The organism is Paraburkholderia franconis, assembly GCF_009362735.1.
GTDB classification, from domain to species: Bacteria; Pseudomonadota; Gammaproteobacteria; order Burkholderiales; family Burkholderiaceae; genus Paraburkholderia; species Paraburkholderia franconis.
This window is the reverse complement of sequence record NZ_WHNP01000007.1, coordinates 237,672-259,075: the sequence shown is the minus strand read 5'-3', so window position 1 is coordinate 259,075 and position 21,404 is coordinate 237,672. Positions and strand designations below refer to the sequence as shown.

Here is a 21,404-nt window from a genome sequence, read left to right as displayed (position 1 = left end):
AAGACTTCTGACGGACCTATATGAAGCCGATCTGGATAGTAGACGACGATCAATCGATCCGCTGGGTGCTCGAGAAAGCACTCGCACGCGAGAACTTCGCGACGCGCAGTTTCGCGAATGTCCGCGAAGCCGCGGGCGCGCTGGAACACGACAGCCCGCAGGTGCTCGTCTCCGATATCAGGATGCCAGGCGGCTCCGGGCTCGAACTGCTGCAGACCGTTCGCGACCGCGTGCCGGGGCTGCCCGTCATCATCATGACGGCGTTCTCGGATCTCGACAGCGCCGTCGCCGCATTCCAGGGCGGCGCATTCGAATATCTCGCGAAGCCGTTCGATGTCGACAAGGCTGTAGAACTGATCCGCCGCGCCGTCGACGAAAGCGTACGCGGCGAGCATCCGTGGGACGACCGCGTGGCCGAAGCGCCGGAGATGCTCGGCCAGGCGCCCGCGATGCAGGACATGTTCCGCGCGATCGGCCGGCTGTCGCATTCGGCGGCGACCGTGCTCATTACGGGCGAATCAGGCACCGGCAAGGAACTTGTCGCGCGCGCCTTGCACCGACATAGCCCACGCGCGAATGGTCCGTTCATCGCGCTCAACACGGCAGCGATTCCGAAAGATCTGCTGGAATCCGAACTGTTTGGTCATGAGCGCGGCGCGTTCACGGGCGCACAGGCGATGCGCCAGGGCCGGTTCGAGCAGGCTGAGAACGGCACGCTGTTTCTCGATGAAATCGGCGATATGCCGTTCGATTTGCAGACGCGTCTGTTGCGCGTGCTGTCCGATGGGCAGTTCTATCGCGTCGGCGGACACAACCCGCTGCGCGCGAATGTGCGCGTGATCGCGGCGACACATCAGAATCTCGAATCGCGCGTGCGCCAGGGGCTGTTCCGCGAGGACCTGTATCACCGGCTGAATGTGATCCGCTTGCGTCTTCCCGCTTTGCGCGAGCGCAGCGAAGACATTCCGCTGCTGACGCGCCACTTCCTGCAGAAAAGCGCACGCGATCTCGGTGTCGAGCCGAAGCGCGTATCGGACGAGGCGCTGGCGTATCTCACGTCGCTGCCGTTTCCGGGCAACGTGCGCCAGCTCGAAAACCTCGCGAACTGGCTGACCGTGATGGCGCCCGCACAGACGATCGAGGTCAAGGACTTGCCGCCCGATCTCGTGTCGACGCAACAGGCCGGCGCGGAGCTCGTGTCATCTGGCGGGGCGGCACCGATCGATGCCGCGTCGGGCGCAGGCGTGGCAAACGGCACGGCGCCGCTGCTGGGCACGCCCGCCGTGCAGGGCGGCACGGCGATTCCGTCGCCTGTCGCCGCATGGGAGAGCGGACTGCGCACGGAAGTCGCGAAGCTCTTGCGCGAGAACGCCGCCGATGTGATGGATGAGCTGTCGCGCCGTTTCGAGGCGGCCGTGATCCGCGAAGCGCTCGACTTCACGCGCGGACGCAAGGTGGAAGCGGCCGAGCGTCTCGGCATCGGACGCAATACGATCACCCGCAAGATCCAGGAGCTGAACCTCGAATCGTGAGCGCTGGCGCTTTTCACTGCGCTCAGGTGATGGAAACGAAAGCGGCTCGACGGCGCCACTCGCCATCGAGCCGCTTTTTTATTCGCGATGCAGCTTGAAGTCCACTTCCACTGGCCGTCCTTCGAGCGACAACTGCGCCCGCGCCGCCGGCGCGCGGCTCACTACTTTCCCTCGACTCACGACGGCGAGCCGCGCCGCGCGCAAGCGTATCGCTTCGACGGCATCGCGCGCATCGAGCACGACGAGGTTCGCATCGCATCCCGGCTCGACGCCATAACGCTCGAGCCCGAGGATACGCGCCGCGTTTGCCGTGACGGCATCGAAGCACGCATGCATCGCATCGATGCCCGTCATCTGCGCGACGTGCAAGCCCATATGCGCGACTTCGAGCATGTCGCCGGAGCCGAGGCTGTACCACGGGTCCATCACGCAATCGTGACCGAACGCGACGTCGATACCCGCCGCCATCATCTCCGGCACGCGCGTCATGCCGCGCCGCTTCGGATACGTATCCGAACGCCCTTGCAGCGTGATGTTGATCAGCGGATTCGCGACGGCCGCGACGCCTGCCTCGCGCATCAGCGGCAGCAGCTTGCTGACGTAGTAGTTGTCCATCGAATGCATCGACGTCAGATGCGAGCCCGTCACGCGTCCTTGCATGCCGAGACGGTGGGCCTGCGCGGCAAGTGTTTCGATATGGCGCGACATCGGGTCGTCCGACTCGTCGCAATGCATGTCGACGCGCAAGCCTTTCTCGGCCGCGAACTCGCATAGCAGGCGCACCGACTCCGCGCCGTCCGTCATCGTGCGCTCGAAATGCGGAATGCCGCCGACTACGTCGACGCCCATCGCGATCGCGCGCTTGAGGTTGTCGAACGCGCCCGCGCTGCGCAGCAGTCCGTCTTGCGGAAACGCGACCAGTTGCAGATCCATATATGGCGCAACGCGGCGCTTCACTTCGAGCAGCGCTTCGACGGCGAGCAGGCGCTCGTCGCACACATCGACGTGCGTGCGGATGGCCAGCAGCCCGCGCGCGACGGCCCAATCGCAATACTGCAACGCGCGAGCGACCAGCGCTTCCTGCGTGAGATGCGGCTTCAACTCGCCCCATAGTGCGATGCCTTCGAGCAAGGTGCCCGACTCGTTCACGCGCGGCAAGCCATACGAGAGGGTCGCGTCCATATGGAAATGTGCATCGACGAATGGCGGCGTGACGAGCGAGCCGTTCGCGTCGATTTCTTCGCGCGCGGTGGCAGCGAGCGTCGGCTGGATGGCGGCGATGCGGCCGCCCTCGATGCCGATATCGACGGGGCCATTCGGTTGTGCTGCGCTGCGCGGCAATACGGCACGACGGATGATCAGGTCCATGGGCGGCTCCTTTGCATGACGTCGATTCTATCGGCGGAAGAAGTGCGTGTGGCGTTGATCCGGCATCGTCCCGACGGCATAGGACAAACGACCGTGCTGTACCGGCCGGCAGCACGCGATCCGTACCGCTTGCGCGCGCCGCCGTCCTATACTCGGCGGACGGGACACAACCAACATGAACGGGCACGAAGCGATATGAAGACGATAGGCGTGATCGGCGGGATGAGCTGGGAATCGTCGGCCGAGTACTACCGGCTGATGAACCGTCACGCAAAGGCGCGCCTCGGCGGCCATCACAACGCGCGCAGCCTGATGCTGACGGTCGATTTCGCGCCCGTCGAAGCAAATCAGCGCGCGGGAGACTGGCATGCGCTCGGCGCGCAGATGGCCGATGCCGCGCGGCAACTGGAGCGCGGCGGCGCCGATCTCGTGCTGCTCGCGACGAACACGATGCACCGCGTGTACGAAGCCATCGAAGCGGCGATCACCGTGCCTTTTCTGCACATCGCCGATCCGACGGGCGAAGCGCTGCGCGCGGCGGGTGTCGAGCGTGTCGGGTTGCTCGGCACGCGCTACACGATGGAGCAGACGTTCTACGCCGGGCGCCTGCGCGAGCGTTTCGGGCTCGATACGCTGGTCCCCGGTGACGAGGGCCGTGCGAACGTGCACCGGATCATCTACGACGAACTGTGTCATGGCGTGATCGAGCCGCCTTCGCGCGAGATCTATCGAAACGTGATCGAGGACTTGAAAGCGCGCGGCGCGCAGGCCGTCATCCTGGGCTGCACGGAGATCACGCTGCTGGTCAAGCAGGACGACTCCGCGCTGCCCGTCTTCGATACGACGGCGCTGCATGCGCAAAGGGCCGTCGACTGGGCGATCGAAGCGAACACGCAGTGAATCCTTCTGTGAATCCGCGCAGGGAGTCCGTGTAATGAGTGCCTGATACGCCAGCGTCGCCGGCCTCTAGCAGAAGATGGTTAAAAAAATCGCTCAAGTGTTTGACGCGTGCCGCAGGTGTCAGTACAATTCGCTTCCTCTGACGCGGGGTGGAGCAGTCTGGCAGCTCGTCGGGCTCATAACCCGAAGGTCACAGGTTCAAATCCTGTCCCCGCAACCAGTTTCATGGCATCGTGTCCTGCTCCACACGGCCTCAGCATTCGAAGCCCGCATCGCCGCAAGCGTTGCGGGCTTTTGCTTTTTTATTTGCGCACGGAGCCGCGCTGCGCGATCGCGGTAAGATTCCATCCGGCACCCGAGAGAACGAGAACGAGCGATGAAATTAGCCACGTGGAACGTGAACTCCCTGAAGGTTCGTCAGCAGCATGTGATCGACTGGCTCGAACTCAGCCAGACCGACGTGCTGTGTCTTCAGGAACTGAAGCTGCCCGACGAAAAATTTCCGCGCGCCGAACTCGAAGCAAAGGGCTACCGCAGCTGGTTCGCGGGACAGAAGACCTATAACGGCGTCGGCATCCTCGTGCGCGACGGCGTGAGCGTCGATGAAAGCAACATCGTGCGCAACATTCCCGGCTTCGACGACCCGCAGCAGCGCGTGATCGCCGCAACCATCGATGGCGTGCGCGTGATCTCCGCTTACTTCCCGAACGGCCAGGCGCCCGGCACCGACAAGTTCGCGTACAAGCTGCGCTGGCTCGATGCGCTGCACGACTGGATCGCGGGCGAACTGGCGCAGTATCCGAAGCTCGCGCTGCTCGGCGACTACAACATCGCGCCCGAAGACCGCGACGTGCATGATCCAAAGGCGTGGGAAGGGCAGAACCTCGTGTCGCCGGAAGAGCGCGCGCAGTTCCAGCGCCTCATCGAACTCGGCCTCGTCGATTCGTTCCGGCTCTTCGAGCAGCCTGAGAAAACCTTCACGTGGTGGGACTACCGGATGCTCGCGTTCCGCCGCAATGCGGGGCTGCGCATCGACCACATTCTGCTGTCGAAGCCGCTCGCGGCGAGCTGCACGCATTGCGATGTCGACAAGACGCCGCGCAAGTGGGATCAGCCTTCGGATCACGCGCCCGTCACCGCGTTGACGGAATAAGCACACGCGCGAATAAAAAAGCGGGTCCGGTCATCCCGAACCCGCCTTGCAGCAGAACTCGCGAGCGCCTGCGTTGAAGCGCTACGCGCGGGCGCGCCGGCTGCGCGCCCCTGTCCGCATCCGCAGCACCGTCAATGCGCCGCCCCAGGCACGGCGCCAGGCGCCATGCCGTTGTGACGCAGCAGCGCGTCGATATTCGGCTCTCGGCCGCGGAATGCCTTGAACGATTCCATCGCGGGACGGCTGCCGCCCACTTCGAGAATCTCCTTGCGATACCGCGTGCCCGTCGCCGCGTCGAGCACGCTGCCCGTGCCCGACTGCGCGGCTTCTTCGAATGCCGCATACGCATCGGCGGAGAGCACTTCAGCCCATTTGTAGCTGTAGTAGCCCGCCGCGTAGCCGCCCGCGAAGATATGGCTGAACGTATTCGGCCAGCGCGAGAACGCGGCCTGCGGAATCACGTGGAAGCGTTCGTTGATTTCGCGCGCGAGATCGTTCGCGCTCTTTGCACCGGACGTGTCGAAGTCGACGTGCAGCTTCATGTCGAACATCGAGAACACGATCTGACGCAGCGTGCCCAGACCGCTCTGGAAGTTCTTCGCGGCAAGCATCTTGTCGAACAGTTCGCGCGGCAGCGGCTTCGCGGTATCGACGTGCGAAGTCATGTCGCTCAGCACGTCCCACTCCCAGCAGAAGTTTTCCATGAACTGCGACGGCAGCTCGACGGCATCCCATTCGACGCCGTTGATGCCCGACACGCCCAGTTCGTCGACGCGCGTCAGCATGTGATGCAGCCCGTGTCCAAATTCGTGGAAGAGGGTGATCACTTCGTCGTGTGTGAAGCACGCGGGCTTGCCGCCCACGGGCGCCGAGAAGTTGCACGTCAGATACGCGACGGGCGTCTGCACCGCGCCGTCGACGGGCTTGCGCCGCGAGCGCGCATCGTCCATCCATGCGCCGCCGCGCTTGCCTTCGCGCGCGTACGGGTCGAGATAGAACTGCGCGACGAGGCCGCCGTCCTGATTCTCGACGCGGAAGAAGCGCACGTCCGGATGCCACGTCGCCGCTTCGTCGCGACGGATCTTTACGCCGAAGAGCGTCTCCGTGACCTTGAACAGGCCCTTGAGCACCGTGTCTTCCGGGAAGTATTGCTTCACTTCGTTTTCGGAAAACGAGTAGCGCTTCTGACGCAGACGCTCGGCGGCGAACGCGACATCCCATGGCTGCAATTCGCCGAGGCCCAGCTCGCTCGCGGCGAACTCGCGCAGCTCCTGCCAGTCGTGCTCGGCATGCGGACGCGCGCGCGTCGCGAGGTCTTCGAGGAACGTCATCACCTGCTCGGGCGACTCGGCCATCTTCGGCGCGAGCGACACTTCGGCGAAGTTTTTGTAGCCGAGCATATGCGCTTCTTCTTCGCGCAGCTTCAGGCTTTCGGCGATGTTCGCGGTGTTGTCCCAGTCGCCGTTGCCCTTGCCGTATTGCGGACCGAGCTCGGACGCGCGCGTGACGTAGGCGCGGTACATCGTCTCGCGCATCGCGCGGTTTTCCGAGTACTGCATCACCGGGAAGTACGACGGGAAATGCAGCGTGAACTTCCAGCCGCTCTTGCCGTCGCGCTCGGCCGCTTCGCGAGCGGCTGCGATCACGTCTTCGGGCAGCCCGGCCAGTTCGTCCTGGCTTTCGGCGATATACGCGTATGCATTGGTCGCGTCGAGCACGTGATCCGAAAACGCCTTCGACAGCGCGGCCTGACGTTCCTGCAGCTCCGCGAAACGCGGCTTCTGGTCTTCGGGCAGTTCGGCGCCCGACAGCCGGAAGTCACGCAGCGCATTGTTCAGAATCTTCTTGCGCTCGCCCGTCAGCGATTCGAAATCGCTGGCGGCGGCGATCGACTTGTACTTCTCGTACAGCGCGAGATTCTGTCCAACGCTCGACCAGAACTCGGTGACGCGCGGCAGGTTCTCGCCGTAGACGGCGCGCAGTTCCGGCGTATCGGCGACGGCATTCAGATGGCCGATCACGCCCCAAGCGCGCGACAGCGGCTCCGTCGCGCGTTCGACGGGCTCGACGACGTCGGCCCACGACGCGGGCGTCGACGGCTCGCTCGCGCGGTCGACGGCGGCGTTCGCATCCGCGAGCAGCACGTCGAGGGCAGGCGTCACGTGTTCGGGGCGGATCTCGCCAAAGCGCGGCAGATCGGAGAAATCGAGGAGCGGATTGCCGGATGTCGATTGGGATGTGGACATATTGCTTCCTGTCTGACGCGTTGAGTGAAGGCCCGGATGACGGTCAGCCGGGCCCGAAACGGAGCGGCGCGCATGGCACGGCCCGCGCACATGCGGGCCGTCGTCTGGCGTCCTGCGACGCATATTGGGGCGCCATTCGCCATTTCCAGCCGGGATCGATCGGTTGCAGCACAAATTATCAGAACTGCCGCCCGTGCGCAGAAGCTGCGGGCTCACGGATATTTGTACCAGAACGGGAAAGTGGGCAAGCGAACGGTCGCAACAGCAATTTTCGCGCATCGTTGAACGGTCGGCGCGCGCGTCTCGCGTGTGTCTTGCGTGTGTCTTGCGTGTCTCGCGCGTACCTGTCGTTCGTGCCGATTGCGCATCCTTCCATTGCCGCTCGCCGTTGCGCGGCGGCCGCTTCGCAGCAGGTAGCATCCCGATGACTCCGCATTCGAGCACTCTCTCGCGCGCGCTCGCTCGCGACGCCAACAACTTCGATCTCGTGCGACTGGTCGCCGCGTGCGCCGTCGTCTATTGCCATGCTTACGTGATCCAGAGGACGGACGCGACCGACGGCGTCGCGTCCGCGCTGGGGTTCGACGGCGCGGGCAGTCTCGGCGTGTACGCATTCTTTCTGCTGAGCGGACTGCTGGTCAGCGCGAGCTTCGACAGGCAGCGCTCGGTGCCGCGCTTCATCGTGTTGCGTCTTGCGCGTCTGCTGCCGGCTCTGGTCGGCGCGTCGCTGGCGGCGATCTTCGTCGTCGGGCCGATCTTCACGACGCTCACACTGCACGACTATTTTGCTTCGGGTATCACGTGGCGCAACCTCGACTATTTCTCGACGCTCGTGATGAAGCGCGGCTGGACGTTGCCGGGCGTGTTCGAGCACAACCGCTTCGCACACGATGTGTGCGCTCCGCTATGGACGTTGCCGCTCGAAGTGCGCTGCTATCTGCTCGTGCTGGTCACGGGCGTGTTCGGTCTGCTGTCGACGCGCAAGGGCAGCTTGATCGCCGTGCTGCTTGCGGCGGCCGCGTTTTCGCTGCGTGTGAACGTGGCGGAGCTGCATGTCGGCTGGCGCGATTTCGCGGAGAAGGCGGGCGGCTATTCGTTCTTCCCCGAGCCGTTTTTCTTTCTTGGCATGCTGCTGTATGGATGGCGCGAGCACGTCAACATCAACGGCCTGGCCGCGCTCGGACTGATGCTGGTGTTTCTCGTGTTTCGCGATACGGCAGGCGCGCAAGCGCTGTTCTATCTCGCGTTCGTCTACGGACTGTTGTGGGTGAGCGCGACGCCGTCGCTGCGCCGCTGGGTGCCGCGCCACGACTATTCGTACGCGATCTATCTGTATGGGTTCATGGTGCAGCAGTGCGTGGCGGCCCTCGCGCCGCGCATGCCTCCGATGCTGTCGATACTGGTCAGCGCGCCATTCATTCTTGCGTGCGCGGCGCTGTCGTCGCGCTGGATCGAGCGGCCCGCGATGAACTGGTGCCGCGCGCGGCTCGCACGCAGCGCGGCCCGCAAACTCGAGCGCGACGCGACGGCCGAAAGCGCGCCGACGTCGGCAGCGGATCTGACCGTCCGCTGGCCGCCTTTCTGATGACGCGTTGATCCGCTGACTGCACGCGCGCGGATGGCTAAGGCCGACCCGCGCGATCCGACGAACGAGCGCGGTTGTCCCGAGGACCGTTCAGGCGTTGCCCGCCGCGCGTTCGGCGGCTTCGATCGTGTTGACGAGCAGCATCGTGATCGTCATCGGGCCGACGCCGCCCGGCACGGGCGTGATGTGGCCGGCCACTTCCTTGACGTTCGCGAAGTCGACGTCGCCGCACAGCTTGCCGAGGTCGTCGCGATTCATGCCGACGTCGATCACGGTTGCGCCGGGTTTCACCATGTCGGCGGTCAGCGTGTTGCGCAGGCCCGTCGCGACCACGACGATATCGGCATCACGGGTGTACGCGGCGATATCGCGCGTCTTGCTGTGGCAGACCGTCACCGTCGCGTTCGCCTGGAGCAGCAGCAGCGCCATCGGCTTGCCGACGATGTTCGAACGCCCGATCACGACGGCGTTCGCTCCCTTCAATTCGATGCCGTACGCTTCGAACATCTTCATCACGCCATACGGCGTGCACGGGCGAAAGAGCGGCTTGCCCGTCATCAGCGCGCCCGCGTTCGCGACGTGAAAGCCGTCGACGTCCTTCTCGGGCGCGATCGCTTCGATCACCTTGTGGCTGTCGATATGCGCGGGCAGCGGCAATTGCACGAGGATGCCGTGAATCTTCGGATCGCGGTTGAGCTCGTCGATGCGCGCGAGCAATTCCGCTTCCGTCATGGTGGCGGGATAGCGGTCGTACGACGAGAAGAGTCCGTTGTCCTCGCAGGCCTTCACCTTGTTGCGGACGTAGACCTCGCTGGCGGGATTGTCGCCGACGAGCACGACGGCAAGACCGGGCTGATGTCCGCGGGCGGTGAGGGCGGCGGCGCGCGTGGCGACGTCGGCGCGCAGGGTCTTGGAAAGGGCGATGCCGTCGATCAGTTTGGCTGTCATGGTCGGTCGAGATACGGTGTTCGGAATGCGTGCGGCGCGGGCAGGCGCGGGGCGTGTGATCACGTTGCCGCGCATGCAGCGCCTGCTGCGCGCGCGTTCGCGACATGCGCTCTCGCGCGGCCGTCGCGAATCGCACGGATGGCGCTCGGAGGCAGGAACAGGTCGCGTGCCGAAAAGCGCACGGCGCGAAAACCGCGCCGCAGCGAAGTTCGACATTATACCGTCGGGGATGGGTTCGGTTGGCTCCGTGGACCAGCGCACTGGCCGCCGCCGGGGCAGGCGGCCAGTGCGACGCGCGGTCATCGCGAAGATTTCAACGCACGTTCAAGGTACGTTCAATGCGCGTTCAGGGCTGCGTCGTCGTCCACGACGAATCGGGATTGAACGACGTGATCGCGCTCGCCGTGCGTGACGTCTGCGCGCCGAGATTCTTCTGGTAGACCTGGCCGTTCTGGTTGACGATGAAACTCATCACGCCCGTCTTGCCATACTCCGCCGGCCACGCGACGAGGCCGAAGCCTTTCGACAGCGCGCCGTCCTGCACGTAGTTCTGTGCGCCACCCTCGGCGTTCGCGCCCTGCGACGTGAGGATGCGGTAGTGATAGCCGTTGTACGCTTCGCCCGGCGCGACCTGATGCGGCATCGTCGCGGCGAGCGGCCCGAGCGGGCTTTCGGGTTCGCCGGGCGCAGTGGGCCAGTAGAGTCCGTCGCGCTGGCCGGGCGAGCTGATGAACTTCTGCGCGTAGTGCTGCATCTGGCTTCGATAGTCGTTTTGCGCATCGACGTATGCGAGCGACGTGAGAATCGCCGCGCGCTCGTTGCGGCCGATGCGGCGCGTGAGCATCTCGTCGGTGGCGGCGGGCGTATCGAACTGCCAGCCGCGCGCGCTCTGCACGATCGGAATCGGCAGCGTCCAGCCGTCCGTGCCGACGGCCAGATGCACGCTCTTGCGGCCGTGGCGCGGCGCCGGATCGTCGCCGATCTGATGGCCTTTCGCCCATTGCCCGAGGAACGTGTAGATGTCGTCCTCGCCAATGTTGGTGGTCGGGATGTAGCGGCCATAGTTCTTGCCGAGCACTTTCTCCATCGCCGGATGGTCGTTCGTCGCGAGCGCGTCGGCAAACGCGCTGGCGGCAGCGTCGGGCGTCGGATAGACGGCCTGCGCAGCGGCGGGTTGCGCAGCGGCGAATATCGTCACCGCGGCCACGGCCGCGAGCGCATTCGATGCGCGCGGAAACGGCAAGGCGGCGGAATCGGGGGGAACGTGTGAAAGGGCAGCGCGCGGCGCGATCTGGCGCGCGCAAAGCAGCGCGCGCAGTGCGCGGCGGGTCGAAATGCGGATCATGTGTGCCTCCTGTCGATCGTTCGTGATCGTTCGCGACGGGTTGCGATTGCTTGTGGCTGTTCGTGATCGTTCGCTCAGCGGCGATGGAACTGGTGTCCGCCGCCACCGCCTGCACCGCCGCCAAAGCCGCCTCCGCCCCTGCCTGCGCCTGCGCCGCCGCTGAAACCTCCGCCTGCCTGTCCTGCGCCGCCGGCCCCGAGCCGGCCGCCTCCCGCCTCGCCGCCGCCGAACTGCTGACCGCCGCCGCCCGCTCCGACACGGTTGCTCGCGAGCGACTGACGGCTTGCCTGTCCGCGCTGCAACTCCTGTCGCGAGCCCGCGCCGTCGCCTGCGCCGCGCAATGCGTTGTCGCGGTTCAGGTTCTGCGCGCTGTTGCGGATCTCGCCCGCGTTAGCGCCGCCTTGATGGATGTTCTGCACGCGCTGGCTCGCATTGCCGCTCAGGTTCTGACCGGTGCGGTTCTGTAGTGTCTGCTGTGCCTGCGCGCGCGATGCGTCGCGTCCGCGATATTGATCGCGCTGCGCGGCCAGATTGTTGTCGATGTTGGCATTGTTGTGGTTGATGTTCGCGTTGTTGCGGTTGACGTTCGCGTTGCGGTTCCAGTTCGAGGTCGCGGTGTTCGAAGTGATCCGGTTGTTGACGTTGACGTTGTTGTAACGATTGACGTTGATGTTGACGTCATGGTTGTTCCAGTTGAATCCGCCCCACAGCGAATTGACGACGGCCACGCCCGCTCCGAATGCGAGCCCCGCCGCGAACCCCGACGCGATCGCGTAACCGGGAGGAGGCGGCACGTACACGGGCGGATAGGCGGGATAAGGCCACGTGCCGTAGACGACAGTCGGGTTGTACGTCGGCACATAGACCACTTGCGGATTGGCCGGCTGGATCTGGATCGTGTTCTGCTCGACGATCACCTTCTGCTGCTCGGTCGTCTTCAGATTGCCCGCCGACTGCGCCTGCTTGCGCAGCCGCTGCACGGAGTCCATCACGTCGTTCGGCTGCGCGAGAAACGCGTTGCCGATCTGCGTGACCCAGTCGGGCTTCGAGGCCATCGTCGCGAGCACCTGCGGGAACGCAACGAGCGATTGCACGCTCGGGTCCCACGGTTCCGACGCGACGGCCTTGACGGCATCGTCGCCCTTGTATTGCGCGTTCGACTTCGACCACGCGGCGGCCGCATCCACGTCCTGTGGAAAGGTCGAGGCCATCAACACCTGCGCGAGCAGCGCATCCGGGTAGAGGGCGATGGGCGCCGTCAGCGAATCGAGTTGCTGGTTCGAGACTTTCGCAGGTGTCTGCGCGATGGCGTCAACGGGTGCGACGATGCCCGCGGCGAGCGGCATGCCCGCAAGCGCCGCGCAAAGCAGCCATGTGCGGGGCCGGTAGCGTTCGTATCGATTCACGGTGAGAACCTCCTTGCTGCGTTGTGAGCGCGGCGGCTGTCAGTCGATTCCGACGTGCCGCGACGCGTGTTGTGGCAATGGAGCGATGAGGGAACGACGGTGTAAATCGACTGATAATGGAAGTGAGGTGCGCGCGCAAGCCCGATGTGAACCGGCGATGTGAGCGCCGTATGTCGCGTGCATCGCAGCGTTGACGGCGGAAACGGCGACAGAGCGAGGACGATGTATGAAGACGCGGCTCGTCGCGCGATGCGATTTAGTTTGGATGGCTAACGAAATGCGGTGTCACGCGCAAAATGGGAAACGGCGGAGCCGAAGTGCGGAAAGGCGGCGGCACGCGCAAAACGGGAGCCGATGAAGCCGAAGCGCGAAGACGCGCGAGGCGGTGCGAAGAGGGGAATCGACGAAGGGCGCCGCGAAAGCAGCGCCGCATGATGACATCAACGATGCTTCGGACGCCCACGCAACAAGCAAGACAAACAGCGGGCGTGGGCTCCGGGCTGCGGGGCCGCCATCACGCGATGACGCCCTCGCGGCGCGCTGGCGTTATTGCGCCTGCTGTGGCTTGTTAGACAACGCGAGACGCAGCAGGTCAGCCACCGTGTTCACGTTGAGCTTTTCCATGATGTTCGCGCGGTGCGCTTCGACCGTCTTGATGCTGATGCCGAGATCGTCGGCGATCTGCTTGTTCAGACGGCCCGCGATGATGCGCTCGAGCACCTGATGCTCGCGCGCCGTGAGCTTGCCGAGCCGCTCGGCGGCTGCGCGCTGCTGCTGGACGCTGGTGCTTTCGCTGCGCGCCTTGTCGAGCATGCGCTCGACGAGCTTGCGCAGTTCGGCTTCGTCGAACGGCTTTTCGATGAAGTCCATCGCGCCTTTTTTCATCGTCGACACGGCCATCGGCACGTCGCCGTGACCCGTCACGAAGATGATAGGCAACAGCGTATTGTCGGTGATCAGGCGCTCCTGCAATTCGAGGCCGCTCATGCCCGACATTCGCACGTCGAGAATCAGGCACGCGATCTGGCCAGGATGCTGATGCGGCTGCCATGCGTCGAGGAACTGCTCCGCGGCGGAGAAGCATTGAACGCGATAGCCGTTCGCCTCCAGCAGCCAGCGCAGCGAATCTCGTACCGCTTCATCGTCATCGACGACAAACACGGTTTCCTGTGTGGTAACTGGGGTGTTCATAGCTCTCCCGTAACGGTTTGTGGTGTCGACGCCTCGGACCCGCCGTTGCTCGGGCCGTCAGGCTCTCCAATAGGCAGACTGCAATGGAAAGTGGCGCCCGTGATGTGGCCGTCGGATTCGACGTTGTTCACCACCCACAGGCGTCCGCGATGCGATTCGATGATCGAACGGCAAATGTTCAGCCCCATGCCCATGCCGTCGGACTTGGTGCTGTAAAACGGTTCGAAGAGACGCTCGGCCGTGGCCTCGTCGACGCCCGGACCCTGGTCGACGACGCTGATGCACACGAAGCCGGAGTCGAGCCGCACGACGACGCGAATCACGGGATCGACGGCATCGGGCCGCGCGTCGTGCATCGCTTCGGCGGCGTTTTTCAGCAGGTTCACGAGCACCTGCTCGATCAGCACCGGATCGACATAGATGACGGGCAGGCGCGAGCGCATGTCCGTCACGATGCGGATGCGGCGCTTGCGCGCTTCGATCTCGGCGAGACCCACGGCGTCGGCGACGATGTCGGCGACGCGGGTGGCCTGTCGTTTCGGTTCGCTGCGTTTCACGAATTCGCGGATGCGCTTGATGATCATGCCGGCCCGAACCGCCTGCTGCGCGGTCTTTTCGAGGACTGGTAACAGGTTGTCGGGAGTTGTCCGACCAGATTTAACCAGCGCCACGGTTCCAGAGCAATAGTTATTGATGGCCGCGAGAGGCTGGTTCAACTCGTGCGCGAGCGACGACGCCATCTCGCCCATCGTCATCAGGCGGCTCGTGAACTGCAGCTTTTCGTCCTGCTGGCGCGCGAGTTCCTGCGCCTGCTTGCGGGTCGTGATGTCGGTGGCGATCTGCATCTGCGCGAGGTGGCCGTCGACCCACTGGATGTACTGGCGACGCACCTCGAACCATTTCTGGATGCCTTGCACGTAGACTTCCTGCGCGTCGGCGGTGCTTTCGGTGAGCGCGGCGGCGGGCAGGCCCGCGAACGCGTCGACCATGTCGATCGAATCCGACGACGCGGCGGAGCTATCGAAGCTGCCGCCGCCCGCGAGTTCGAGATGGCCGTCGGGGCGGATGCCGAACAGGTGCCGGTAATAGCGGTTCGCGAACAGCAGTTCGGCTTCGTCGGCGGCGAGCACGGAGACGGCGGCATCAAGGCTTTCGAGCACCGTCGTGAAGCGTTCGTGCGCAGCGGCGAGTTCTTCGCGCGCGCGCTTCGGCTCCGTGATGTCCGTCATCGACGACATCCAGCCCGTTTGCCGTCCCGAACTGTCGATCAGCGGCGATACATACAGGCGCGCATGAAACAGCGAGCCGTCCTTGCGGCGCACGCGCAGCTCGAACCCGGAAGAGGGCGCCTTGCCGCGCAGCGTCATGTCGAGCTGCCGCTGCATCTCCGGGTACGAATCGCGTGGCCAGTATGGGAACGGCGCGTTCTTGCCGACGAGATCGCTTTCGTCCCAGCCCGTCATCCGGCAGAACGCGGGATTCACGTGCGTGATGCGGCCGTGCATGTCGAGCACGCGCATGCCGATCAGCACGGAGTTTTCCATCGCGCGCCTGAAGAACGCTTCGGCGTACAGCGCCTGTTGCGCCTCGAAGCGCTGACGCGTGTGCTTCCACAGGCTCCACAGACTCCACAGCACGAAGCACGACAGCCCCGCGACCAGCCACACGAGCGTGTTGTTCGTGAAGTTGGTCATCTGCGGATACGCGTAGACGCGCACCGACACGCCCTGTCCGGGCGGGTCGAGCGGCAGGTCGTAGTACGCGTCGCGTGGCAGGCGCGGGCGTGTCGACGTCGTGGCCAGCTCGCGGTTGTTGATGTCGATGATCGAGATCTTGTACTTCGCCGACAGCTCGGGCGGGATGTCGCGCTTCAATATCCCTTCGATCGAGAACACGGCGGCGACCGTGCCGAGGAACTCGCGGTCACGATAGACGGGCGTCTGCAGCGTGATGTAGCCGTTGCCGACATCGTCGTACATCAACGGCGAGTAGACCTGGCGGCGCGTGTTGCGCGCTTCGGCGAATGCGGCCTTGACGGCCTCGTCCATCTGCTGGTCATTGGGCTTGGCGAGGCGCTGGCCCAGGCCGGGCAGCGCGTTGTTCGGCCAGCGCGGCTGCTGCGCGCTCGTATACCAGTTCATGTAGAGGATCTCGGGATGCCCCTGCATGATGTCGGCCGTCGACACCTGGAAAGAATGCGGGTCGGCGCGACCGGAGACGAGATCGCGCGAGAGCGCCTGCAGCTGCTCCTGCGCGCCCGTCATCGACAGCCGGATCTGCTGCTGCGCCCACGCGACATTGCGGTAAAGCGTGTCTTCCTGCTGCTGCTGTTCGCGCCGGTTCAGGCTCCATAAAATCAGGCTCATGACGACCAGGAAAACGAGGATCGACAGGAGCGGCGTCAGCAAATAGGAATTCGACCACCAAGGTCCGTGGTGCCAGCGAGACGGCGACGAATCCGCCGACGAACCGGCGGAGCGCGCCGAACGTGCGAAAAGCCGATCGGTCAACATGGCTCGCATTGTAGCGCAGCGGCTGACACGCAATTGCCGCAAAAAAGCGATGAAAGTCGCGCAATTCGGCGCAAACTAGCCGACGTACTCGCTGATGGGCAGTCAAACCAGGGTGCGCCGCAACAATTTTCCGCATTATGAGAAACGCTCTCGTAATCTGAAAATTTCCTTGCGCAGGCATTGTGGGCCTTATTACAATCGGCCGGAAGCTGCCGCGGTCGAGGTTCGTCCGCGCCGCCTGTTCACAGTGCGTTCCCCATATCCAGGAGACGAGCATGTCCGCTGTACCCGACGAAGTCATGAAGTACGTCGCCAACGCCAAAGACGATGGCGACCCGCAAGAAACCGCCGAATGGCTCGAAGCGCTAGATGGCGTGATTTCTGCTGTCGGTCCCGACCGCGCTCACTACCTCATCGAGAAGCAGATCGAATTTGCCCGCGTGCATGGCGAGCATCTGCCGTTCTCCGCCAACACCCCGTACATCAACACGATCCCCGTCGCGAATCAGGCGAATATTCCGGGCGACCAGGACGTCGAGCACCGCATCCGCTCGTACACGCGGTGGAACGCGATGGCGATGGTGCTGCGCGCCGGCAAGGAAACCAACGTCGGCGGCCACATCGCATCGTTCGCGTCGGCCGCGACGCTGTACGACGTCGGCTTCAACCACTTCTGGCACGCGCCGTCCAAAGATCACGGCGGCGACCTCGTGTTCGTCCAGGGCCACTCGTCGCCGGGCGTCTACTCGCGTGCGTTCCTGCTCGGCCGCCTGTCCGACAGGCAGCTCGACCACTTCCGACAGGAAGTGGGCGGCGAGGGCATCTCGTCGTATCCGCACCCGTGGCTGATGCCCGACTTCTGGCAGTTCCCGACGGTGTCGATGGGCCTCGGCCCGATCATGGCGATCTACCAGGCGCGCTTCATGAAGTACCTGCAGGCGCGCGGCATCGCGAAGACGGACGGCCGCAAGGTGTGGGCGTTCCTCGGTGACGGCGAAACGGATGAGCCGGAATCGCTCGGCGCAATTGGCATGGCCGGCCGCGAGCGTCTCGACAACCTCGTGTTCGTGATCAACTGCAACCTGCAGCGCCTCGACGGTCCCGTGCGCGGCAACGGCAAGATCATCCAGGAACTGGAAAGCGAATTCCGCGGCGCAGGCTGGAACGTCATCAAGGTGATCTGGGGCAGCCGCTGGGATGCGCTCTTCGCGCGCGACAAGTCGGGCGCGCTGATGCGCCGGATGATGGAAGTCGTCGACGGCGAATACCAGACGTACAAGTCGGAGTCGGGCGCATTTGTCCGCGAGCACTTCTTCAACACGCCGGAGCTGAAGGCGCTCGTCGCCGACTGGTCCGATGACGACATCTGGAACCTGAATCGCGGCGGCCACGATCCGCACAAGATTTACGCGGCATTCCACGCCGCGACGCAGAAGAAGGGCCAGCCGACCGTGATCCTCGCGAAGACGATCAAGGGCTACGGCATGGGCGAAGCCGGCCAGGCGATGAACATCACCCACCAGCAGAAGAAGATGCAGGTGGAGGCGCTCAAGCACTTCCGCGATCAGTTCCGTCTGCCCGTCTCGGACGAGGAGATCGCGCACGTGCCGTATCTCACGTTCGAGGAAGGCTCGAAGGAACTCGAATACATGCGCGCCCGCCGTCAGGAACTAGGCGGCTATCTGCCGGCGCGCCGCCAGAAGGCGGAATCGCTGCCCGTTCCAGCGCTCGACGCATTCGAGCCGCTTTTGAAGGGCACGGGCGAAGGCCGCGAGATTTCGACGACGATGGCGTTCGTGCGCATCCTCAACATCCTGTTGAAGGACAAGGCGATCGGCAAGCGCGTCGTGCCCATCGTGCCGGACGAGTCGCGCACGTTCGGCATGGAAGGTCTGTTCCGTCAGATCGGCATCTGGAATCAGGACGGCCAGAAGTACGTGCCGGAAGACTCCGACCAGCTGATGTTCTACAAGGAATCGACGACGGGCCAGATCCTGCAGGAAGGCATCAACGAAGCGGGCGGCATGTCGGACTGGATCGCAGCGGCGACGTCGTACTCGACGCACGGCGAGATCATGATCCCGTTCTACATCTTCTACTCGATGTTCGGCTTCCAGCGCATCGGCGATCTGGCCTGGGCGGCAGGCGACATGCGTTCGCGCGGCTTCCTGCTGGGCGGCACGGCAGGCCGCACGACGCTCAACGGCGAAGGCCTGCAGCACGAAGACGGCCATTCGCTGCTGTGGGCGGCATCCGTGCCGAACTGCATCAGCTATGACCCGACGTTCGGCTACGAACTCGCCGTCATCATGCAGGACGGTCTGCGCCGCATGGTGCAGGAGCAGGAAGACGTGTTCTATTACGTCACGGTGATGAACGAGAACTACGAGCACCCGGCGATCCCGCAGGGCGAGAGCGTGGCGAAGGACATCATCAAGGGCATGTACGCGTTCCGCAAGGGCGCGGACAACGCGAAGGCGCCGCGTGTGCAGCTGATGGGCGCGGGCACGATCTTCAATGAAGTGATCGCCGCCGCCGACCTGCTGAAGAACGACTGGGGCGTCGAGGCCGATCTGTGGAGCGTGCCGAGCTTCACGGAACTCGCTCGCGAAGGCCACGAAGTGCAGCGTCAGAACCTGCTGAACCCGCTGGCCGAGAAGAAGCTGTCGCATGTCGAGAATCTGCTGAAAGACGCGAAGGGCCCCGTCGTCGCCTCGACCGACTATGTCCGCGCGCTCGTCGAGCAGATCCGCGCGTTCGTGCCGCAACGCTTCGTCGTGCTGGGCACCGACGGCTTCGGCCGCTCGGATACGCGCGAGAAGCTGCGTCACTTCTTCGAAGTCGACCGCTACTGGACCACGGTCGCTGCGCTGAACGCGCTGGCCGACGAGGGTACGATCGAGCGCAAGGTCGTGGCCGACGCGCTGAAGAAGTACAACCTCGATCCGTCCAAACCCAACCCGATGACCGTCTAAGGCATCCCCCCGCGAGCCCCTGACGCGCACCTCGTCGCCCGAAGCGGGCGGCTGAGGTGCGCGCGGCCCTGGAGACAGAAAACAATGAGCCAAGCGATCGAAGTCAAGGTACCGGACATCGGCGATTACAAGGATATTCCTGTAATCGAGGTGCTGGTGAAGGCGGGTGATACCGTCGAGAAAGAGCAGTCGCTCGTCACGCTGGAATCCGACAAGGCGACGATGGATGTGCCGAGCCCGGCATCGGGCACGGTGAAGGAAGTGAAGGTCAAGCTTGGCGATACGGTGTCGGAAGGTACGCTGATCGTGCTGCTCGACGGCGAAGGCGGTGCCGCTGCCGCGAAGCCCGCGCAAGGCAACGGAGCGGCTGCGCCCGCGCCTGCCGCGGCGGCGCCTGCGCCGGCTCCTGCCGCTGCTCCGGCTTCCGCTGCGAAGGGTGGCGGCGTGCAGGAAGTGAAGGTGCCGGATATCGGCGACTACAAGGACGTGCCCGTGATCGAAGTCGCCGTGAAGGTCGGCGATCGCGTCGAGAAGGAGCAGTCGCTCGTCACGCTCGAATCGGACAAAGCGACGATGGACGTGCCGAGCCCGGCCGCCGGCATCGTCAAGGAAGTGAAGGTCAAGGTCGGCGATGCCGTCTCCGAAGGCACGCTGATCGTGCTGCTCGAAGCCGAGGGCGGCGCGGCCGCGCCGGCCCCGGCCCCCGCTGCCGCGAAGCACGAAGAAGCGCCGTCCGACGCGCCCGTCGCGCCGTCGCCGGCGCCTGCTCAACCGTCCGCGCTCGCGCAGGCTCCCGTCATTCCGGCAGGCGAAGGCGGCGCGTATCGAGCGAGCCATGCGTCGCCGTCGGTGCGCAAGTTTGCGCGCGAACTGGGCGTCGACGTGTCGCGCGTGCAAGGCACGGGTCCGAAGGGACGCATTACGCAAGACGACGTCACCGCGTTCGTCAAGGGCGTGATGACGGGCCAGCGCGCGGCGCCTGGCGCGGCTGCCGCGCCGGCTGCTGCAGGCGGCGGCGAACTCGGCCTGCTGCCGTGGCCGAAGATCGACTTCACGAAGTTCGGCCCAATCGATCCGAAGCCGCTGTCGCGCATCAAGAAGATTTCCGGCGCGAACCTGCATCGCAACTGGGTGATGATTCCGCACGTCACGAACAACGACGAAGCGGACATCACCGACCTCGAAGCGCTGCGCGTGCAACTGAACAAAGAGCACGAAAAAGCGGGTGTGAAGTTCACGATGCTCGCGTTCGTGATCAAGGCCGTCGTCGGGGCGCTCAAGAAGTTTCCGACGTTCAATGCGAGCCTCGACGGCGACAACCTCGTGTTCAAGCAGTACTACCACGTCGGGTTCGCCGCCGATACGCCGAACGGTCTCGTCGTGCCCGTGATCCGCGATGCGGACAAGAAGGGGCTCGTCGATATCGCGAAGGAAATGGCGGAGCTGTCGAAGCTCGCTCGCGAGGGCAAGCTCAAGCCCGACCAGATGCAAGGCGGCTGCTTCTCGATCTCGTCGCTCGGCGGCATCGGAGGCACGAACTTCACGCCGATCATCAATGCGCCCGAAGTCGCGATCCTGGGCCTGTCGCGCAGCGCGATGAAGCCGGTGTGGGACGGCAAGCAGTTCGTGCCGCGCCTGACGCTGCCGCTGTCGCTGTCGTATGACCATCGCGTGATCGATGGCGCCGAAGCCGCGCGCTTCAATGCGTATCTTGGGTCGATTCTTGCCGATTTCCGGCGTGTGATTCTTTGATTGTTGATGTGATAGCCGCTGGCGCCTGAACGTCGCGTCGATGCGTTCGTTCAGGCGCCTTCGCTGAACCTGCTTTGCCGTGTCGCCTTGCTGGCGGACGGCATCGGGCCTGCGCCTGCTGTCGCGGTTCAGCGTTTTCGCGGCCTTCTTTCAACACGGTCAATAAGAGAAGGGGACACTATGAGTCTCGTCGAAGTGAAGGTGCCGGACATCGGCGATTTCAAGGACGTCGATGTCATCGAAGTCAATATCAAGCCGGGTGACACGATTGAAAAAGAGCAGTCGCTGCTGACGCTCGAATCGGATAAGGCGTCGATGGAAGTGCCGAGCGATACGGCCGGCACCGTCAAGGAAGTCCGCATCAAGGCCGGCGACAAGGTTTCGCAGGGCACCGTCATCGCCCTCGTCGAAACGTCCGGCGAAGCCAACGCCAGCAAGGAACCGGAGAAGGCCGCACCGGCGCCCGCGCCCGCTGCTGCATCGACGGCAG

General features: G+C 64.5%; 13 protein-coding genes, 1 tRNA gene and 1 pseudogene. 8 read left to right on the top strand and 7 right to left on the bottom strand.

Annotated elements, in window-relative coordinates; all coding sequences use genetic code 11:
• The first annotated feature begins 20 nt into the window (after positions 1-20).
• Positions 21-1,532, top strand: a complete 1,512-nt coding sequence (ntrC, locus tag GCT13_RS10745) for a nitrogen regulation protein NR(I) (protein ID WP_152757675.1) — start codon at positions 21-23, stop codon at positions 1,530-1,532.
• 78 nt (positions 1,533-1,610) lie between these two features.
• Here the strand turns inward: ntrC and GCT13_RS10740 are convergent, their stop codons facing one another.
• Positions 1,611-2,900: an amidohydrolase family protein gene (locus GCT13_RS10740; protein ID WP_152757673.1), complete on the bottom strand. Its 1,290-nt coding sequence runs from the start codon at positions 2,898-2,900 to the stop codon at positions 1,611-1,613.
• 195 nt (positions 2,901-3,095) lie between these two features.
• Here GCT13_RS10740 and GCT13_RS10735 point away from each other — a divergent pair, with 195 nt between their 5' ends.
• The 3 genes from GCT13_RS10735 to xth all read left to right on the top strand — a co-directional run bounded on the left by GCT13_RS10735 (position 3,096) and on the right by xth (position 4,953).
• On the top strand, positions 3,096-3,800 hold the full coding sequence (locus GCT13_RS10735; protein WP_152757671.1) for an aspartate/glutamate racemase family protein: 705 nt from the start codon (positions 3,096-3,098) through the stop codon (positions 3,798-3,800).
• A 143-nt stretch (positions 3,801-3,943) separates the two neighbouring features.
• A tRNA-Met gene (locus GCT13_RS10730) sits at positions 3,944-4,020 on the top strand.
• Between the two features lie 156 nt (positions 4,021-4,176).
• Entirely contained in the window at positions 4,177-4,953 is a 777-nt protein-coding gene (gene xth, locus GCT13_RS10725; RefSeq protein ID WP_152757669.1) for an exodeoxyribonuclease III, read from the top strand.
• A gap of 131 nt (positions 4,954-5,084) precedes the next feature.
• Here the strand turns inward: xth and GCT13_RS10720 are convergent, their stop codons facing one another.
• Positions 5,085-7,199, bottom strand: a complete 2,115-nt coding sequence (locus GCT13_RS10720; RefSeq protein ID WP_152757668.1) for a M3 family metallopeptidase — start codon at positions 7,197-7,199, stop codon at positions 5,085-5,087.
• A gap of 424 nt (positions 7,200-7,623) precedes the next feature.
• Here GCT13_RS10720 and GCT13_RS10715 point away from each other — a divergent pair, with 424 nt between their 5' ends.
• The gene (locus GCT13_RS10715; protein WP_152757666.1) at positions 7,624-8,784 is read left to right on the top strand and encodes an acyltransferase family protein; all 1,161 of its coding nucleotides are present in this window, start codon (positions 7,624-7,626) and stop codon (positions 8,782-8,784) included.
• 90 nt (positions 8,785-8,874) lie between these two features.
• On the opposite strand, the gene folD is transcribed toward GCT13_RS10715, so the two are convergent.
• The 5 genes from folD to fixL all read right to left on the bottom strand — a co-directional run bounded on the left by folD (position 8,875) and on the right by fixL (position 16,187).
• Positions 8,875-9,732: a bifunctional methylenetetrahydrofolate dehydrogenase/methenyltetrahydrofolate cyclohydrolase FolD gene (gene folD / locus GCT13_RS10710; protein ID WP_152757664.1), complete on the bottom strand. Its 858-nt coding sequence runs from the start codon at positions 9,730-9,732 to the stop codon at positions 8,875-8,877.
• A gap of 346 nt (positions 9,733-10,078) precedes the next feature.
• On the bottom strand, positions 10,079-11,077 hold the full coding sequence (locus GCT13_RS10705) for a DUF2950 domain-containing protein (protein WP_152757662.1): 999 nt from the start codon (positions 11,075-11,077) through the stop codon (positions 10,079-10,081).
• A gap of 74 nt (positions 11,078-11,151) precedes the next feature.
• Positions 11,152-12,483, bottom strand: a complete 1,332-nt coding sequence (locus GCT13_RS10700) for a DUF3300 domain-containing protein (protein WP_407670767.1) — start codon at positions 12,481-12,483, stop codon at positions 11,152-11,154.
• Between the two features lie 546 nt (positions 12,484-13,029).
• On the bottom strand, positions 13,030-13,674 hold the full coding sequence (gene fixJ / locus GCT13_RS10695) for an oxygen response regulator transcription factor FixJ (RefSeq protein WP_152757660.1): 645 nt from the start codon (positions 13,672-13,674) through the stop codon (positions 13,030-13,032).
• A complete protein-coding gene (gene fixL, locus GCT13_RS10690) occupies positions 13,671-16,187 on the bottom strand; it encodes an oxygen sensor histidine kinase FixL (protein ID WP_152757658.1) in 2,517 nt (838 codons plus the stop codon). The genes fixJ and fixL overlap by 4 nt, the downstream gene beginning before the upstream one ends.
• Before the next feature lie 275 nt (positions 16,188-16,462).
• On the opposite strand from fixL, the gene aceE reads away from it, so the two are divergent.
• The 3 genes and pseudogenes from aceE to GCT13_RS50825 all read left to right on the top strand — a co-directional run.
• Positions 16,463-19,162, top strand: coding sequence for a pyruvate dehydrogenase (acetyl-transferring), homodimeric type (aceE, locus tag GCT13_RS10685; protein ID WP_152757656.1), 2,700 nt, complete (start codon positions 16,463-16,465; stop codon positions 19,160-19,162).
• A gap of 84 nt (positions 19,163-19,246) precedes the next feature.
• Positions 19,247-20,914: a dihydrolipoyllysine-residue acetyltransferase gene (gene aceF / locus GCT13_RS10680; RefSeq protein ID WP_152757654.1), complete on the top strand. Its 1,668-nt coding sequence runs from the start codon at positions 19,247-19,249 to the stop codon at positions 20,912-20,914.
• Positions 20,915-21,094: 180 nt separating this feature from the next.
• Positions 21,095-21,404, top strand: a pseudogene (locus GCT13_RS50825) (biotin/lipoyl-containing protein); the annotation flags it as partial.